Consider the following 16,245-nt stretch of genomic DNA (forward strand, 5'->3'; position numbering starts at 1 on the left):
CCCGGAACATACACGCAAAGCGGGTGCCGCCCGCGAGTCGATCAGCCGCTTTGCCCGGTATTGCAGCCATTTGCCGGTACGGGTACGGGGCCCCGGGGGCGTCCGCGTACGTACCGGCGCGTGCCCCTGGACAGCGGCGGGCGGCGTACCCGGGGCTCGTCGCCCGGGCACACCGCCCGCCGCCGGTACTGTCGTTCCGCGCGGCTACGACACCACCGCCGGGTCGGCGGGGTCGGCGGACCGCGGCGCGGACTCGTTGCCGCCCTCGTCGCCGACGGCGATGCCCCGGCGCTTGGAGACGTAGACCGCGACGACGATCACCGCGAGCGCCAGCAGCGAGATGCCGACCCGCAGCCCGACGCTGGCCTTGCCGCCGTAGGAGTAGGTGACGATCGCCGGCGCGATGAGCAGCGAGACGAGGTTCATCACCTTCAGCAGCGGGTTGATCGCGGGGCCCGCGGTGTCCTTGAACGGGTCGCCCACGGTGTCGCCGATGACGGTGGCGGCGTGCGCTTCACTGCCCTTGCCGCCGTAGTGGCCGTCCTCCACCAGCTTCTTGGCGTTGTCCCAGGCGCCGCCGGAGTTGGCCAGGAAGACCGCCATCAGGGTGCCGGCGCCGATCGCGCCGGCCAGGAAGGCGCCGAGCGGACCGACGCCGAGCGCGAAGCCGACGAGGATGGGGGCCATGACGGCGAGCAGCCCCGGGGTGGCCAGTTCACGCAGCGCGTCCTTGGTGCAGATGTCGACCACCCGGCCGTACTCCGGCTTCTCGGAGTAGTCCATGATCCCGGGCCTCTCCCGGAACTGCCGGCGCACCTCGAAGACCACTGAACCGGCCGACCGGGAGACGGCGTTGATGGCCAGTCCGGAGAAGAGGAAGACGACGGCCGCGCCGAGCAGCAGCCCGACCAGGTTGTTGGGCTGGGAGATGTCCAGGCTCAGCCCGAGGCCGTGGGCGGCGCCGCCCACCTTGTCCCGGGCGGTGGCGATGGCGTCGGTGAACGAGCCGAACAGCGCGGTGGCCGCGAGGACCGCGGTGGCGATGGCGATGCCCTTGGTGATCGCCTTGGTGGTGTTGCCGACCGCGTCCAGGTTGGTGAGCACCTGGGCGCCGGCGCCCTGCACGTCACCGGACATCTCGGCGATGCCCTGCGCGTTGTCGGAGACCGGGCCGAAGGTGTCCATGGCCACGATCACCCCGACCGTGGTGAGCAGGCCGGTGCCGGCCAGCGCGACCGCGAAGAGGGCGAGCATCAGCGAACCGCCGCCCAGCAGGAACGCCCCGTAGACCGCGAGCCCGATCAGCACCGCCGAGTAGACCGCCGACTCCAGGCCCACGGAGATGCCGGAGAGCACCACGGTGGCCGGCCCGGTGAGCGAGGTCTTGCCGATGTCCCGTACCGGGCGCCGGGTGGTCTCCGTGAAGTACCCGGTGAGCTGCTGGATGAGCGCGGCCAGCACGATCCCGATGGCCACCGCGACCAGGGCGAAGACCCGCGGGTCGCCGCTGTGGCCGGTGATCGCCGCCGGTACGCCCTTGAGGTCGGCGAAGCGGGCGGGCAGATACGTGTAGACGGCGGCGGCGACCAGGCCGAGGGAGATCACAGCGGAGATGAAGAAGCCCCGGTTGATCGCGGTCATTCCGCTTCGGTCGTTGCGGCGCGGTGCGACGGCGAAGATTCCGATCATCGCAGTGATCACACCGATTGCCGGTACGAGCAGCGGAAATGCCAGCCCGGAATTGCCGAACGCGGCCTTCCCCAGGATCAGCGCGGCCACCAGGGTGACGGCGTAACTCTCGAAGAGGTCCGCCGCCATACCGGCGCAGTCGCCCACGTTGTCGCCGACGTTGTCCGCGATCGTGGCCGCATTGCGCGGGTCGTCCTCGGGAATGCCCTGCTCGACCTTGCCGACGAGATCCGCGCCGACGTCCGCGGCCTTGGTGAAGATGCCGCCGCCGACCCGCATGAACATCGCCAGCAGCGCGGCGCCGAAACCGAAGCCCTCCAGCACCTTGGGGGCGTCGGCCCGGTAGACCAGGACGACCACGGAGGCGCCGAGCAGCCCGAGGCCGACGGTGAACATGCCGACCACGCCACCGGTCCGGAACGCGATCTTCATGCCGTGGTGCGAGACCTTCGTCAGGTCCGCCGGCGGCGCCCCGGGCCCCGGCGTGGCCGCCCGTGCCGCCGCGGCCACCCGCACGTTGCTCCGTACCGCGAGCCACATGCCGATGTAGCCGGTGGCCGCCGAGAAGACCGCGCCCACCAGGAAGAACAGGGAACGCCCGAGACGCTGCGACCAGTTGTCGGCGGGCAGCAGCATCAGCAGGAAGAAGACGGCCACGGCGAAGACGCCGAGGGTCCGCAACTGCCGCTTGAGGTAGGCGTTGGCGCCCTCCTGCACGGCCGCGGCGATCCGCTTCATGCTGTCGGTGCCCTCGTCCGCGGAGAGCACCTGGCGGACCAGGACCACCGCGACGAGCAGCGCGACCACCGCCACCGCGGCGATGGCCAGAACGAGTTCGCGGTTGCCCCCGGTCAGTACGGCGGGCGCGGCGAAACTCCGGTGGAGAAGGGGAAGTTGATGAAGCTGATGAGACTGATGAACCTGGGAAAGATCGTGCACTCCTAGTTCCCGCACATGTTCCTGCAGATGAGGGGTGAGAAGCCCCGCCATTCGTCCTCCTTGACGTTTGGCACACGGGCGCGCGGCTCCTGCGACGGCAACAGCCACGGCGCTCAGGCGAGCTGAGCAAAGATGGACGGATTGTAGGGATCAACGCGGGATCAAAACAGAGCGCGGATACGAGAATTCGCCTGCCAGGACCGCCCCGCCGACAATTCCGCCCCCCACGGAAAATCACTTGATCAAGTGAACGCAAAGGGGTCGGGTGGACGCACGCCATTGATTCCGGATGCGGGTGTGGCTGCTGTGGCGGAGGCGCGTTCGGAGAGTGGAGGCAGGTTCGGCCGATGCCGTGAGGGGGCTCCGGGGTGGGCCGCGGTGGTGGGGCGCCGTGGGGCGCCGTGGGGGGCCGCTGTGGTCGGGCGCGGCGGCCGGCGGGGCGTTGCGGGGCGGGCGGGTCGCGGCTGCGGGCGGACGGGTGGAGGCCCGGCTACGGGGCCGGACGGAGGGTGGCCGGCTCCGGGGCCGGACGAGGGGGCCGGGGCGGACGGAAAAAGCCCTCGCGGCGGGGTGCCGGAGGGCTTCAGCGGGCTTCGGGTGGACGCGGTGCGGGCGCGGGTACGGCGCGGCCGGGGCGGGACGGGCGGGGGCCGTTTCGGCGGTCGCCCGGGCCCCGTGGTCCCGGGGTCAGGGGAGCGTGATCGCCGGGGTCGTCGGCCAGCTCATCCGGATGACGCCGCCGGTGGGTCCTTCGATCACCTCGACGTCGTCGACGAGCCCGCTGATCACCGCGAGCCCCATCTCGACCTCCTCCCCGGCCTCCTCGCCCGCCGGAGCGGGTGCCGGACGGCCGGAGGTCTCCCCCTCCGCGCGGGCCGCGGGAACGGTCGGCGCGGTCGGGATCTCGTCGCCCACCGCGATGGAGAACTTCTTCTCCTCCTCGGTCAGCACCACCCGTACCGGCAACTCGACCCCGTTGAGCCGGTGCAGCCCGACGGCGCGGGTGCACGCCTCGCCGACGGCCAGCCGGACCTCGTCGAGCACGGCCTCGTCCACCCCGGCGCGGCGCGCCACCGCCGCCGCGACCAGACGGGCGGTGCGGACGTGCTCGGGCAGGGCGCTGAAGCGCAGTTCAACGGTGGCCATGGCCTCCCCCTCGGACTTTCGGGCGTACGTCGGACAGGGGCCCGGGCACCCTGGCCGGGCCCGGCTCCCCGTTCCCGGGCGAACCAACTGGTCGGCGCGGGGCCGTCAGTCGGTCGCCGAGACGGCCGCCTCGACCGAGTCGTGGATGGGGAACACCTTGGTCAGACCGGTGATCCGGAAAATCTTCAGAATGCGCTCCTGGTTGCAGACCAGGCGCAGCGAGCCCTCGTGGGCACGCACCCGCTTGAGCCCGCCGACCAGCACACCGAGGCCGGTGGAGTCGAGGAAGTCCACGCCCTCCATGTCCACGACCAGGTGGTAGCTGCCGTCGTTGACGAGCTCGACCAGCTGCTCCCGCAGCTTGGGCGCGGTGTACACATCAATCTCGCCACCGACCTCGACGACCGTGCGGTCGCCGCCCGGACCGGAAACAGTGCGAGTCGAAAGGGACAGGTCCACGGATCCTCCAGCACCTTGCATCGAGCGGTCGCCACCTGGGGTCTCCCCCGCCGCAGGTAAAGGTAGGGGATGGATCGGCAGCCGCGTTGGCATTCAATCACTTACCGGCGGGCGCGCACGACGCCTTACGGCGATTGTCCGTCACGCCGGTGACACACTGAGTGTCAATGGCCCACGATCCTCTCCCGCAGTCGGCGTCCGGCCGCCCGGCCCCCGCCACGACCCTGCACACTCTCGCCTCCAGGGCAGGCCGCGCCGCGCGCATCACTCATACCGAGCACTTGCCCCCGAGACCTGGACGGCATGCCGATTGGCCTGATCAAATCCGCTCGGAAGTGATCGACGCGATACGCGTGGCGGGCATCGTCCGTCCGTGGGAGCACCAGGCCCGGGTCGCCGCCCACGCGGTGCGCGGCGAGTCGGTCGTGGTCGCCACCGGAACGGCCTCCGGCAAGTCCCTCGCCTACCTCGCGCCGGTGCTCAGCGCCCTGCTCGACGGCGCCGACGAGGCGGCCGGTGCGGGAGGCACCCCCGCCGCGGGCGCGACCGGGACCGGAGCGCGCGGCCCGACCAGGCGGGGCGGCGCGGCCCGCGACCCCGGCATCCGCGGCGCCACCGCCCTCTACCTCGCCCCGACCAAGGCCCTCGCGGCCGACCAGCGGCGGGCCGTGTCCGCCCTGGCGGCCCCGCTGGGCACCGCCGTCCGGGCCGCCGTCCACGACGGCGACACGCCGTACGAGGAACGCGAGTGGGCGCGCCAGTACGCCAACTACCTGCTCACCAACCCGGACATGCTGCACCGCGGGATCCTCCCCGGCCACGCCCGCTGGTCCTCCTTCCTGCGCCGGCTGCGGTACGTGGTCATCGACGAGTGCCACACCTACCGCGGCGTCTTCGGGTCGCACGTGGCCCAGGTGGTGCGGCGGCTGCGCCGGGTGTGCGCCCGGTACGGCGCCGATCCGGTCTTCCTGCTCGCCTCGGCCACCGTGGCCGACCCGGCCCAGGCCGCCTCCCGGCTCACCGGGGTGCCGGTCACCGAGGTCACCGAGGACGCCTCACCCCGCGGCGAACTGGTCTTCGCGCTGTGGGAGCCGCCGCTGACCGAACTGAGCGGTGAGCGCGGCGCCCCGGTACGCCGCACCGCCACCGCCGAATCGGCCGAACTCCTCACCGATCTGGTCGTCCAGGGCACCCGTACGGTCGCCTTCGTACGTTCCCGGCGCGCCGCCGAACTGATCGCGCTCCTCGCCCAGGACCGGCTGGCCGAGGTCGACCGCTCGCTGCCGTCCCGGGTGGGCGCATATCGCGGTGGCTATCTGCCGGAGGAACGCCGGGCCATCGAGGCCGATCTGCACAGCGGCCGGCTGCTGGGACTCGCCTCCACCACCGCCCTGGAACTGGGCGTGGACGTCTCCGGTCTGGACGCCGTACTGCTGGCCGGCTATCCGGGCACCCGGGCCTCGCTGTGGCAGCAGGCCGGACGCGCCGGGCGGGCCGGACAGGGCGCGCTCGCCGTGCTCGTCGCCCGGGACGATCCGCTGGACACCTATCTCGTCCACCACCCCGAGGCGCTCTTCGCCCGGCCCGTCGAGTCCACCGTGCTCGACCCCGACAACCCCTACGTGCTCGCCCCGCACCTGTGCGCCGCCGCGGCCGAGATCCCGCTGACCGACGCCGACCTGGCGCTCTTCGGCCCCGAGGCGGCCGGGCTGGTGCCGCAGTTGGAGAAGCGCGGACTGCTGCGGCGCCGCCCGCTGCCGCCCCCGTCCCGGGCCGAACAGGCCGCCGCCGGACCCCGGGAGGCGCTGTTCTGGACGCGCCGGGAACGGGCCGCCGACCTCACCGACATCCGCGGCGAGGGCGGCCGTCCGGTGCAGGTCGTCGAGGCGGACACCGGACGGCTGCTGGGCACCGTGGACGCCTCCGCCGCGCACGCCACCGTCCACGAGGGCGCCGTCCACCTGCACCAGGGCCGCACCTACCTGGTGCGCCGGCTCGACCTGGACGACGACGTGGCCCTGGTCGAGGAGGCCGACCCGCCCTACTCCACGATGGCCCGCGACACCACGGCGATCACCATCCTGGACACCGAGACCGAGCGCCCCTGGGGGCCGGACCGGCTCTGCTTCGGCTCCGTGGAGGTCACCCACCAGGTGGTCTCCTACCTGCGCCGCAAGCTGATCACCGGAGAGGTGCTCGGCGAGACCCGGCTCGACCTGCCGCCGCAGACGCTGCGCACCCGCGCGGTGTGGTGGTCGCTCACCGACGACCAGCTGGACGAGGCCCGGATCCACCCCGAGGAACTGCCCGGCGCCCTGCACGCGGCCGAACACGCCTCCATCGGCATCCTGCCGCTCTTCGCCACCTGCGACCGCTGGGACATCGGCGGGGTCTCCTTCCCGCTCCACCCCGACACCGGGCTGCCCACCGTCTTCGTCTACGACGGCCATCCGGGCGGGGCCGGCTTCGCCGAACGCGCCTTCCGCACCGCCAGGGCGTGGCTGACCGCGACCCGCGAGGCGATCGCCGCCTGCGAGTGCGAGTTCGGCTGCCCCTCGTGCATCCAGTCGCCCAAGTGCGGCAACGGCAACGACCCGCTGGACAAGGCGGCCTCGGTACGGGTGCTCGACCGCCTGCTGGCGGACGCCCCCGCCGGGGCCGGTTGATGGCGGACCGGCCCGCGCCCTGACCCTGGCCGGCCCGGCGAGCCACGACGGCAGCGCCCCGGAGACCTCGGCCACCACGTCGGCGACCTCGCCGGTCAGCGCGCAGGACACCAGCCGCGCCCCCTGGGCCGCCGCCACCCGGGCCGCCGCGCCGCAGGCACCGCCGGGCCCGTCCGGCGCGCGGTCGGCCGCCGCCAGAGCGGCCAGATCGGCCGCGCCGCCCGCCCGGTGCCGGGCCGCCACCACCTGGCCCAGCGCCAGCACCGAGGCGAACACGGCGCACAACGTCCCGGTGACCACGACCGCCCACACGGTGGCCGACCCCCGGTCGCTCCCGGTCCCGATGCCCCTCATGTGCCCTCCGCCCCGGCGGTGTCCTCCGCCCCGACCGTGTCCTCCGCCTCGGCCACCGCTTCGGCGCCGACGGTGAGGGACAGCAGCCCCGCCAGCCTCCCCGGCCCCAGCGACCGCGCGGTGACCCGGACCCGCATCAGGTCACCGTCCCGCCGCACCGAGACCTCGGCGCCGGGCGGTGCCGCCGCGACGGCCGCTCCGGTGGCCTCGGCCGGCGGTTCCGAGCGGGCCGCCGCCCGGGCGCCGGCCCGGGCCGCGTCCACGCACCGGATCTGCGCCGCCGCGGCCGTCAGCCCCCACAGCAGCATCGCGGTGAAGAGCAGCAGCACGGGCACCACGACAGCCGTCTCGGCGGTGACGTAACCGGCGTCCGCGCGACCGGCCCCCGGGCGCTGGGGGGACGGGCGGCGCGGGCCGGCCCGTCCCCGGTCAGAAGTGCGCATCGAGGGCCTTCTTGATGACGCCCTCGATCATCGCGCCGATCGAGCCGCCGGTGACCACCTTGTAGAGCACGATGGCGAGCCCGACGGCCGCGAAGGTGCCCATGGCGTACTCGGCGGTGGTCATACCGGCGTCGCCCGCCGCCGTGCGTACCGCGCGGAACCGGCGCCGGGTCCGTGCGACGGTGATCCGGATCAATCGCGTTGCCGTGTTCATGAGTCTCTCCGTTTCTGGTGATCGGCTGGTGTGCCGTGTTCTGGTCCTGGTGCCGGGCCGCCGTCAGCCCGGGTGCGTGAGGGTGCGGGCCAGCCCGATGACCACCGGGACGACGCCGACGGCGAGGAAGGCGGGGAGGAAGCACAGGGCCAACGGGGCAGTGGCGACGACCGCGGCCTTGCGGGCCGCGGCACCGGCCGCCCTGGTGCGGGCGGCACGGCTCTCGGCGGCGAGCCGGGCGACCGCCGAGACGGGCGGCACCCCGGTCGTCGCGGCGCGGGTCATCCAGTCGGCGAGCCGGTCCGCGCCCGGGGCGATCGCCAACCTCGCCCAGCAACGCGCCGGTTCGCCCCCGAGCCGCAACTCCGCCGCTGCCTGCCGCAACGCACCGCCCAGCGGGCCGTCCAGCGTGCGCCCCACCGCCTCGGCCGCCGCCGAGGGTGCCGCGCCCGCGTCCAGGCAGGCCGCCAACAGGTCGGCGGCGAGCGGCAGTTGCCGGGCGATCGACGCCGTCTCGGGGTCGGCGCGTGCCGTGCGGCGCCGCTGCCAACGCCGTACGCCGAACCCGGCCGCCACCGCCGCCCCGAGACCGGCCGGGCCGCCGACGAGCAGGCCCACCGCGATCGCCACGGCCACGGTGACGGCCAACCCTCGCAGGTCGGACCAGCGCGGCCCCGCGTGCCACGGCGAGCGGCGCGGACGGCGCGCCGGAACCGGCCGGCCCGCCCCGAACAGCGCTTCCCGGCGCAGTCGTGCGGCACGCCGCCGCCGGGCGCCGAGGACCACGACCGCCGGCCACGCCACCGCTACGCCGAGCAGCGCGACAATCCCCAGCCTGTGGATAACTTCCGCGCTCATGCCGCCCCACTCCCCGGAACGCCCGCCGCGTCCTGCGCCGCCCGTACGATCCGGGCCGTCCAGGCCAGCCCGGCCCACTCCAGCGCTCCGCCCACGGCCAGGCAGCCGAGCCCCGGCGGGGTCCGCAACAGCACCCCGAACGGATCGGCGCCCATGGCCCAGCCGAGGCCGAGGCCCAGCGCGGGGAGCAGGGCGAGCAGCACCGCGGTCGCCCGCGGCCCGGCCAACTGGGCGCGCAGGTCCTCGTGTTGGTCCAGTTCCGCCCGGAGCGCGGCGGCCAGCCGGTCGAGTCCGTCGGCGAGCCCGGCACCGCCGTCCACCGCTACCTCCCAGCAGGCGGCGACGGCGGCGAGGCCCTGGGCACCCGGCTGCCGGGAGGCCGTGCGCAACGCCCCCGCCACGTCACCGCCGAAGCGGGCCGCTGCCAGCAGCGGGGTGACCCAGCCGCCGGACGCGGCGGGGCCGAGGGCACGGGAGCGCTCCACCGCGTCCGCCAGCGCCGCGTCCGGCGGCCGTCCGGCCCGCAGGTCCCCGGCGACCGTGGCGCACAGCTCGGCCACCGCCCGCTGCCGCCGCTCCATGGCCGCCGCCCGCCGACGGATCCGCAACGCCCGCCCCACGTACGGCGTGGCGAACACCGCGGCCACCACCGGCAGCGGAGACCGCCCCGCCAGACCCAGCGCCAGCCCGGCGGGCAGACACCACAACTCGTGGCCCAGCCGCACCCGGTACCGCCGCTCGACACGCGCCCTGGCCCGGACGAGAACGTCCCTGACCCAGGCGGCCGGTGAGGAAGGGCCGGCCGGCGGGACGGCACCCGGCGCGAGCAGCAGCCGGGCGCGCCGCAGCGTCTCCTCCTGCCGCCGCAGCGACAACACCGCCGCGACCGCGCCCACCACCGCGCACCAGGCGGCGACGATCTGACCCTGCGTGGCCGTCATGCCCCGGCCCCCCGCTCGCACAGGGCGGCGAAACGCGGCCAGCCCGCCCGGCGCCGGTAGCCGCCGCCGGGGTCGCGGACGAGCGCAGGAACGGTGGCCACCAGGCCCTGCGCGTCGCGCCGGAGCACATGGATCTCGGCGAGCCCGCGCCGGCCCGAACGGTCCCGGGCCAGGTGGACCACGACCGACAGCGCGGCGGCGAGCTGGCTGTGGAGCGCGGCCCGTTCCAGCCCGGCGGTCGAGCCGAGGGCCTCCAGCCGGGCCGGGACGTCACAGGCGGCGTTGGCGTGCACCGTGCCGCAGCCGCCCTCGTGACCGGTGTTGAGCGCCGCCAGCAGGTCGAGCACCTCGGGGCCGCGCACCTCGCCGACGACCAGCCGGTCCGGGCGCATCCGCAGCGCCTGACGGACCAGGTCACGCAGGGTCACCCGGCCGGCGCCCTCCTGGTTGGCCGGGCGGGTCTCCAGGCGGACGACGTGGGGGTGGGCCGGGCGCAGTTCGGCGGAGTCCTCGGCGAGCACGATGCGTTCGTCCGGCCCGACCAGCCCGAGCAGAGTGGACAGCAGCGTGGTCTTGCCGCTGCCCGTGCCGCCGCTGATCAGGAAGGACAGCCGGGCGTCCACCACGGCTCGCAGCAGCGCGGCGGCCTCGGCGTCCAGACTGCCCGCGTCGGTCAGCTCGTCCAGGGTGAAGGCGCGGGCGCGCACGACGCGCAGTGACAGGCAGGGCGCGCCGACGGCGACGGGCGGCAGCACCGCGTGGAGCCGGGTGCCGTCCGGCAGCCGGGCGTCCACCCACGGGCGGGCGTCGTCGAGCCGCCGTCCGGCGACCGTGGCCAGCCGCTGGGCGAGCCGCCGCACCGCCGCCGCGTCGCGGAACCGTACCTCGGTGCGTTCCAGCCCGCCGCCGCGGTCGATCCAGACCTCGTCCGGGCCGTTGACCAGGACGTCGGTGACCCCGGGCAGCGCGAGCAGCGGCTCCAGCGGACCGGCGCCGACCATCTCGGAGCGCAGTTCGCCGACAACCCCCAGCACCGCGGTGTCGCCGAGCAGCCGTCCCTGCGCCCGCAGCGCGGCGGCGACCCTGGCCGGGGTGGGTTCGTGACCGGACTCGGCGAGCCTGAGCCGTACCGCCTCCAGCAGCGCCGTGCCGTCCGCGAGGCCGTCGGGGGCCACCGGCCGGCGTCCGCGTACCTGGCGGGCGGTCACGGGGTCACGCTCCCGCGGCCGGCCAGGGCGCCGTCGAGGAAGGCGGAGCAGAAGGCGGCGAGCGGACCGCGTCCACCACCGCCCGGCGGCTCACCGCCGTCCACCGCCTCCCGCAGCCCCTTCTCCCGGGGCAGCGAACCAGCCAGCGGCAGGCCGAGCAGCCGGGCGATCTCCTCGTCGCCGAGGTCGGGCGGGAACGGCCCACGGGCCACGACACGCAGATCGGACAGGACCATGCCGATCCGGGACGCCACCCGGTCGGCGGCGGCCACCGCGCGCAGCTCCGCCGGGACGACGAGCAGCCCCACGTCGATCTGGGCGAGCGCCTCCACCACGCCCTCGTCGAGCCGGCGTGGCAGGTCGACGACGACCACCCCGCCGCGCCGCCGGGCGGCACCGAGGACCGAGCGCATCGCCTCCGGGCCGATGACCACCGAATCGCCGCGGTCCCAGCTGAGCACGCTCAGGTCGTGCAGCTTGGGCAGCGACTCCTCCAGGGCGCCGCTGCTCACCCGGCCCTCGGAGGCGGCCAGGTCGGGCCAGCGCAGACCGCCCGCGCGTTCGCCGCCGAGCAGCACGTCGAGGCCGCCGCCGAGCGGATCGCCGTCGATGAGCATGGTGCGCCGGCCCTGCCGGGCGGAGGTCACCGCGAGGGCGCACGCCAGCGTGCTGGCCCCGGCACCGCCCCGGCCGCCGACCACGCCGATGGTGAGCGCGGGCTCCCCGACGGACTCGGCGGCGTCGGCGATCCGGTCGACCAGCCAGGGTTCGGCGTCGGGGAGGAAGAGAACGTGGTCGGCGCCGAGGTCGACGGCGCGGCGCCAGACGTCCTGGTCGTCCAGGTCGCGGCCGATGAGCAGCACGCCGGGGCGGCGCACCACACCGCGGACCCGGTGGGCGCAGTCGTCGCCGACCAGGACCAGCGGCGCCGTCGACCAGCTGCCCGGCCGGGCGGGCGGCCCGAAGGACACCTCGGGCTCGGCCCCGGCCGCCGCGCACAGCCGCAGCAGATCGTCGAGCAGGTCCTCGTCCTCGGTGACGATCAGCGGCCCACCCGGGACCGACTCGGATGCGGGGCGGCCGGAGGGAACCGGTGGCGGTTCGTCGGAACGCGCCGGTGGGACGGCGGGTGCCGGGCGCCGTGCCCGCGACCGCCCCGCCCGGCCGAGGTCACGGCCCGCCGCCCCGGCCGCGGAGGCGACCCCGGTGGCACGGGCCACGTCGGCATCGCCCGTCCCGCTCCGCGACACCACAGGCCACGGCGCGAACCGGACGTCCCGATGGCCCTCGGACGCCGCCAACGGCAGAGCCGCGTCGTCGTCCACGTGGCCGACGACCACATCCGTGTCATCGATGTCGGAGCCGAGACCGACATCCGCGCCCGCACCGGCGCCGGGCCCGGCGCCGGGACCGACGTCCACACCCGCACCGGTCGGCCCATTACCCGGCTTCTCCGGGGATAGCGCTCGATATCCGGCATCGGGAGATCGGGGGGTGGAGATCGGGTGGACATCGGGTGTCGAGTGGCGGATCTCACCCGGGTCACCGGGAGGTCTCCGGTTACCACGATGGCCACTTCCGTAACGGCCGTGCTCGTCCGCGTTACGGGTCGGGGTGAAGCCGTTGCCTGCCTTCGATTCGCTCATGACCGCCTCGTGTGCCGTTCGTGACGTCGCGTATCTCGCGGTACTCACGATGAAGGCGGCCGGGGAATCGGGATGATCTTGGTGGAAAACAGGGGATAACTCAGCGCTTGTGGATAACTACGTCACCCACATGGGTGACTTATCTCCGTTGGCGCAACGATTACGCTCCGTCACCCGTAGTGCTGGTAACAGGTAGGGGAGGGAGCCATCAGAATGATCAAGGAAGCGACGTCCGGGAACCGGACAGGAGGCCGGAAAAGTATCCGGACATGCGACGACCCCCGCCGGGGGGGAGAGCGGGGGTCGTCCCCACGGCCGACTCGGGGGGGGAGGAGCCGGACCGGGTTAGCACGGTCGCGAACGATCCGTGACTTCCATGGTGTACCCGAGAGGCTTCTCAGGCAAACCCACGCGCCTCAGCTTACGCCGAATGGTGGGTGCCTATGCTCGTCACCGTGGAAAACCACTCCTTGCCGCGCACCGCCGCCTTCTTCGATCTCGACAAGACGGTCATCGCGAAGTCGAGCACGCTGGCCTTCAGCAAGTCCTTCTACCACGGTGGCCTGATCAACCGCCGGGCCGTGCTGCGTACCGCATATGCGCAGTTCGTCTACCTGCTCGGCGGCGCCGACCACGATCAGATGGAGCGGATGCGCGAGTACCTGTCGGCGCTGTGCCGGGGCTGGAACGTGCAACAGGTGCGGGAAATCGTGGCGGAGACACTGCACGATCTCATCGACCCGCTCATCTACGACGAGGCGGCGTCGCTGATCGAGCGGCACCACGCGGCCGGGCGGGACGTGGTGATCGTCAGCACCTCGGGTGCCGAGGTGGTCGAGCCGATCGGGGCGATGCTCGGCGCCGACCACGTGGTGGCCACCCGCATGGTGGTGGAGGACGGCCGCTACACCGGCGAGGTGGAGTACTACGCGTACGGCGATACCAAGGCCCAGGCGGTGGCCGAGCTCGCCGCCTCCGAGGGGTACGACCTGAGCCGCTGCTACGCGTACAGCGACTCCGCCACCGACGTGCCGATGCTGGAGGCGGTCGGCCACGCCTACGCGGTCAACCCCGACCGGGCGCTGCGTCGCGAGGCGGTCACCCGGGGCTGGCCCGTGCTCACCTTCAACCGGCCGGTGCGGCTGCGGCAGCGCATCCCGTCCATGCCCAGCCGCCCGGTGCTGGCGGCGTTCGCCGCGGTGGGCACGGCGGTGCTGACGGCCGGGCTGGTCTGGTACGTCTCCCGCCGCCGGCGCCCGTTCGCGGGGGCGCTGACGACGGCCGCGCGCCGGTCCCCGTCGGCGCCGCGCTGACCCCGGCCGGGTCCGGCGGGCCCCGGCACGGCGCGGCGGACCGGTGGTCGATTGAGAGCGAAAGTAAAGAACCGTAGGCGGCCCTTCCGCTTCCCCGGAGCCGGAGGTAGAAAGGAAGCAACGGCCCGCGAGACCACGGACATCCGAGAGGAACCCCGTCGGACAGGCCCCACGGACCGCATGCACGGGCGCCGGGCACCCACGCGAAGCCGGCCCGCTGACCGGGTGAGCCACACCAGGTACCGGGCGGAAAGATCCCGACCTGATGGGCAGCACAGTGCACGCATGGTCACCCGACGTTCGTGCCAGCGGCGGTACCCCCACGGGTACCGCCGCATCCTTGTCCGCGGGCCCCCGGCCCGGGACGGCTCAGGCCGCGCCGCGCTGGAGCGCCTCGCAGACGGCCGTGCTCTCCCGGGCGCCGAGGGCGACGGCCTCGGCGCAGTGACCGATCCAGCGGGCCATGCCGTCGGGGGTGCCGGAGACGTAGCCCTCCAGGGCCTTGGCGTACTCGGCCCGGCCCAGTTCGGCGTGGCCGACCTCGGCGGGGCAGATGGACTTGGGGTCGAGACCGCTGCCGACCAGGACGATCCGCTGGGCCGCGCGGGCCACCGGACCGTTGTAGGAGCCGAACGGGCGCAGCGCCAGCAGCTCACCGTGGACCACGGCGGCCACCACGAGGGCGGGGGCCTCCGTCCCGGCCAGCAGGAGTCCGGCGAGCCCGTCGAGGCGGCCGGCCACCTCGTCCGCGTCCGGCAACGCCAGCGCGATCAACGGGTCCTCGTCCACCGTCTCACCGGCGAGCCGGGGGCGCCCGACCCGGTCCGCCGCCGCACCGGCGCCCGCCGCGTCCGGGGCCCCCGGTGCCGCCGCGTCCACCCCGGCCGCCACCAGGTGGAGCCGGGCCAGCACCTGCACCGGTGACTGCCGCCAGACGCTGAGCAGTTGACCCGCCTCGGCCGTCAGCCGCAGCGCGGCGCCGACCGTCCGCGCCTCGGGGTCGGCGCTGAAGTCGCTGCGCCGCCGTACCTCCTCCAGCGCCCAGTCGGCACCGGCGAGCGCGGCGGAACCGCGGGCACCGCGCAGCGCCGCCTCCGAGGCCACCTCGTTGGAGCGACGGCGCATCACCCGGTGGCCGTACACCTGGTCCACGGCCCGGCGCACCGTCTCCACGGCGTCGGGCACCCCGGGCAGCGAGCCCAGCACGGCGAGCGGATCGGCATTGTTACCCATGGGACGACACTACGCACTCGGAGCCCGAACCCCTCGATCGAGTGGTCTTCTTCACGTGGACCGAGCACGGTCGGCGCTTCCGCCCTTAAGTTGTTGAACATGAAGATCGCATTCGTCGGCAAGGGGGGCAGCGGCAAGACCACGCTCTCGTCGCTGTTCATCCGCCACCTCGCAGCCGCTCACCGTCCGGTCGTCGCCGTGGACGCCGACATCAACCAGCACCTCGGGCCGGCCCTCGGCCTCGACGAGCGGGAGGCCGCGGCGCTGCCCGCGATGGGTGCGCATCTGCCGGAGATCAAGGAGTACCTGCGCGGCGCCAACCCGCGGATCGCCTCCGCCGGGACGATGATCAAGACGACCCCGCCCGGCCGCGGCTCCCGCCTGCTGCGGGTCACCGAGGAGAACCCGGTCTACGCCGCCTGCGCGCGCACCGTCGAGCTGGACGGTGGCCCGGTACGGCTGATGGTGACCGGGCCGTTCAACGAGTCGGACCTGGGCGTGGCCTGCTACCACTCCAAGGTCGGCGCGGTGGAGCTGTGCCTGAACCACCTGGTGGACGGCCGGGACGAGTACGTGGTGGTCGACATGACGGCCGGCAGCGACTCGTTCGCCTCGGGGATGTTCACCCGCTTCGACATGACGTTCCTGGTGGCCGAGCCGACCCGCAAGGGGGTGGCCGTGTACCGCCAGTACAAGGAGTACGCCCGGGACTTCGACGTGGCGCTGCGGGTGATCGGCAACAAGGTGCAGGGCCCGGACGACCTGGCGTTCCTGCGGGACGAGGTGGGTGACGACCTGTTGGTGACGGTGGGTCACTCCGAGTGGGTGCGGGCGATGGAGAAGGGGCGCCCGCAGCCGTTCGACCACCTGGCGGAGGCCGACCGGCGGGCGCTGCGGACGCTGCACGACGCGGTGGACGCCCGCTACGAGCGGCGCGACTGGGCCCGTTACACGCGCCAGATGGTCCACTTCCACCTGCGCAACGCGGAGATGTGGGGGAACGCGCGGACCGGCACCGACCTCGCCGCCCAGGTCGACCCGGAGTTCGTGCTCGACGAGGCGCTCGCCGCGGCCCAGGCTTCCTGACCCACCGGCAGGCGGCCGGGGAAGACCCCGGCCGCCTCCCGATGGCCCAT

Annotated in this window: 13 protein-coding genes and 1 pseudogene; 3 read left to right on the forward strand and 11 right to left on the reverse strand. The window is 74.2% G+C overall.

All coding sequences use genetic code 11. The features are described from left to right. Nucleotides 1-204: 204 nt before the first annotated feature. The 3 genes from SCATT_RS13380 to SCATT_RS13390 all read right to left on the reverse strand — a co-directional run bounded on the left by SCATT_RS13380 (nucleotide 205) and on the right by SCATT_RS13390 (nucleotide 4,233). Nucleotides 205-2,679, reverse strand: a complete 2,475-nt coding sequence (locus SCATT_RS13380) for a sodium-translocating pyrophosphatase (protein WP_014628021.1) — start codon at nucleotides 2,677-2,679, stop codon at nucleotides 205-207. 636 nt (nucleotides 2,680-3,315) lie between these two features. Further along, complete coding sequence (locus SCATT_RS13385) at nucleotides 3,316-3,774, reverse strand: ATP-binding protein (RefSeq protein WP_014143598.1); 459 nt, start codon at nucleotides 3,772-3,774, stop codon at nucleotides 3,316-3,318. Between the two features lie 105 nt (nucleotides 3,775-3,879). After that, nucleotides 3,880-4,233: an STAS domain-containing protein gene (locus SCATT_RS13390; RefSeq protein WP_041824701.1), complete on the reverse strand. Its 354-nt coding sequence runs from the start codon at nucleotides 4,231-4,233 to the stop codon at nucleotides 3,880-3,882. Nucleotides 4,234-4,400: 167 nt separating this feature from the next. Between SCATT_RS13390 and SCATT_RS13395 the strand changes: the two genes are divergently transcribed. Continuing rightward, entirely contained in the window at nucleotides 4,401-6,899 is a 2,499-nt protein-coding gene (locus SCATT_RS13395; protein ID WP_173405633.1) for a DEAD/DEAH box helicase, read from the forward strand. A gap of 63 nt (nucleotides 6,900-6,962) precedes the next feature. Here the strand turns inward: SCATT_RS13395 and SCATT_RS36400 are convergent. The 7 genes and pseudogenes from SCATT_RS36400 to ssd form a co-directional block, all read right to left on the reverse strand. Then, nucleotides 6,963-7,253, reverse strand: a pseudogene (locus SCATT_RS36400) (Rv3654c family TadE-like protein); the annotation flags it as partial. Next, the gene (locus tag SCATT_RS13400; RefSeq protein ID WP_014143601.1) at nucleotides 7,250-7,696 is read right to left on the reverse strand and encodes a TadE family type IV pilus minor pilin; all 447 of its coding nucleotides are present in this window, start codon (nucleotides 7,694-7,696) and stop codon (nucleotides 7,250-7,252) included. The gene SCATT_RS13400 and the pseudogene SCATT_RS36400, both read right to left, overlap by 4 nt. After that, nucleotides 7,683-7,910 (reverse strand): DUF4244 domain-containing protein, encoded by a 228-nt coding sequence (locus SCATT_RS13405; protein ID WP_014143602.1) that lies wholly within the window; start codon nucleotides 7,908-7,910, stop codon nucleotides 7,683-7,685. The genes SCATT_RS13400 and SCATT_RS13405 overlap by 14 nt, the downstream gene beginning before the upstream one ends. 63 nt (nucleotides 7,911-7,973) lie before the next feature. Continuing rightward, complete coding sequence (locus SCATT_RS13410) at nucleotides 7,974-8,768, reverse strand: type II secretion system F family protein (protein ID WP_014143603.1); 795 nt, start codon at nucleotides 8,766-8,768, stop codon at nucleotides 7,974-7,976. Next, entirely contained in the window at nucleotides 8,765-9,709 is a 945-nt protein-coding gene (locus SCATT_RS13415) for a type II secretion system F family protein (RefSeq protein WP_014143604.1), read from the reverse strand. The genes SCATT_RS13410 and SCATT_RS13415 overlap by 4 nt, the downstream gene beginning before the upstream one ends. Next, the gene (locus SCATT_RS13420) at nucleotides 9,706-10,917 is read right to left on the reverse strand and encodes a TadA family conjugal transfer-associated ATPase (protein ID WP_014143605.1); all 1,212 of its coding nucleotides are present in this window, start codon (nucleotides 10,915-10,917) and stop codon (nucleotides 9,706-9,708) included. The genes SCATT_RS13415 and SCATT_RS13420 overlap by 4 nt, the downstream gene beginning before the upstream one ends. Next, nucleotides 10,914-11,963 (reverse strand): septum site-determining protein Ssd, encoded by a 1,050-nt coding sequence (gene ssd / locus SCATT_RS39530; protein WP_042507650.1) that lies wholly within the window; start codon nucleotides 11,961-11,963, stop codon nucleotides 10,914-10,916. The genes SCATT_RS13420 and ssd overlap by 4 nt, the downstream gene beginning before the upstream one ends. Before the next feature lie 1,043 nt (nucleotides 11,964-13,006). On the opposite strand from ssd, the gene SCATT_RS13430 reads away from it, so the two are divergent. Next, a complete protein-coding gene (locus tag SCATT_RS13430) occupies nucleotides 13,007-13,876 on the forward strand; it encodes an HAD family hydrolase (RefSeq protein ID WP_014143607.1) in 870 nt (289 codons plus the stop codon). A gap of 369 nt (nucleotides 13,877-14,245) precedes the next feature. Here the strand turns inward: SCATT_RS13430 and SCATT_RS13435 are convergent, their stop codons facing one another. Next, nucleotides 14,246-15,109: a Fic family protein gene (locus tag SCATT_RS13435; protein WP_014143608.1), complete on the reverse strand. Its 864-nt coding sequence runs from the start codon at nucleotides 15,107-15,109 to the stop codon at nucleotides 14,246-14,248. 99 nt (nucleotides 15,110-15,208) lie between these two features. Between SCATT_RS13435 and SCATT_RS13440 the strand changes: the two genes are divergently transcribed. Further along, nucleotides 15,209-16,195 (forward strand): ATP-binding protein, encoded by a 987-nt coding sequence (locus tag SCATT_RS13440; RefSeq protein ID WP_014143609.1) that lies wholly within the window; start codon nucleotides 15,209-15,211, stop codon nucleotides 16,193-16,195. Nucleotides 16,196-16,245: the final 50 nt, after the last annotated feature.

This window comes from Streptantibioticus cattleyicolor NRRL 8057 = DSM 46488, assembly GCF_000240165.1.
Classification (GTDB): domain Bacteria; phylum Actinomycetota; class Actinomycetes; order Streptomycetales; family Streptomycetaceae; genus Streptantibioticus; species Streptantibioticus cattleyicolor.

Bases quoted from the DNA above. Each gene is read 5' to 3' on its own strand.
- SCATT_RS13380 (WP_014628021.1), bottom strand. From the start codon at position 2,679: ATGGCGGGGCTTCTCACCCCTCATCTGCAGGAACATGTGCGGGAACTA.
- SCATT_RS13385 (WP_014143598.1), bottom strand. From the start codon at position 3,774: ATGGCCACCGTTGAACTGCGCTTCAGCGCCCTGCCCGAGCACGTCCGC.
- SCATT_RS13395 (WP_173405633.1), top strand. From the start codon at position 4,401: ATGGCCCACGATCCTCTCCCGCAGTCGGCGTCCGGCCGCCCGGCCCCC.
- SCATT_RS13400 (WP_014143601.1), bottom strand. From the start codon at position 7,696: ATGCGCACTTCTGACCGGGGACGGGCCGGCCCGCGCCGCCCGTCCCCC.
- SCATT_RS13405 (WP_014143602.1), bottom strand. From the start codon at position 7,910: ATGAACACGGCAACGCGATTGATCCGGATCACCGTCGCACGGACCCGG.
- SCATT_RS13410 (WP_014143603.1), bottom strand. From the start codon at position 8,768: ATGAGCGCGGAAGTTATCCACAGGCTGGGGATTGTCGCGCTGCTCGGC.
- SCATT_RS13415 (WP_014143604.1), bottom strand. From the start codon at position 9,709: ATGACGGCCACGCAGGGTCAGATCGTCGCCGCCTGGTGCGCGGTGGTG.
- SCATT_RS13430 (WP_014143607.1), top strand. From the start codon at position 13,007: ATGCTCGTCACCGTGGAAAACCACTCCTTGCCGCGCACCGCCGCCTTC.
- SCATT_RS13435 (WP_014143608.1), bottom strand. From the start codon at position 15,109: ATGGGTAACAATGCCGATCCGCTCGCCGTGCTGGGCTCGCTGCCCGGG.
- SCATT_RS13440 (WP_014143609.1), top strand. From the start codon at position 15,209: ATGAAGATCGCATTCGTCGGCAAGGGGGGCAGCGGCAAGACCACGCTC.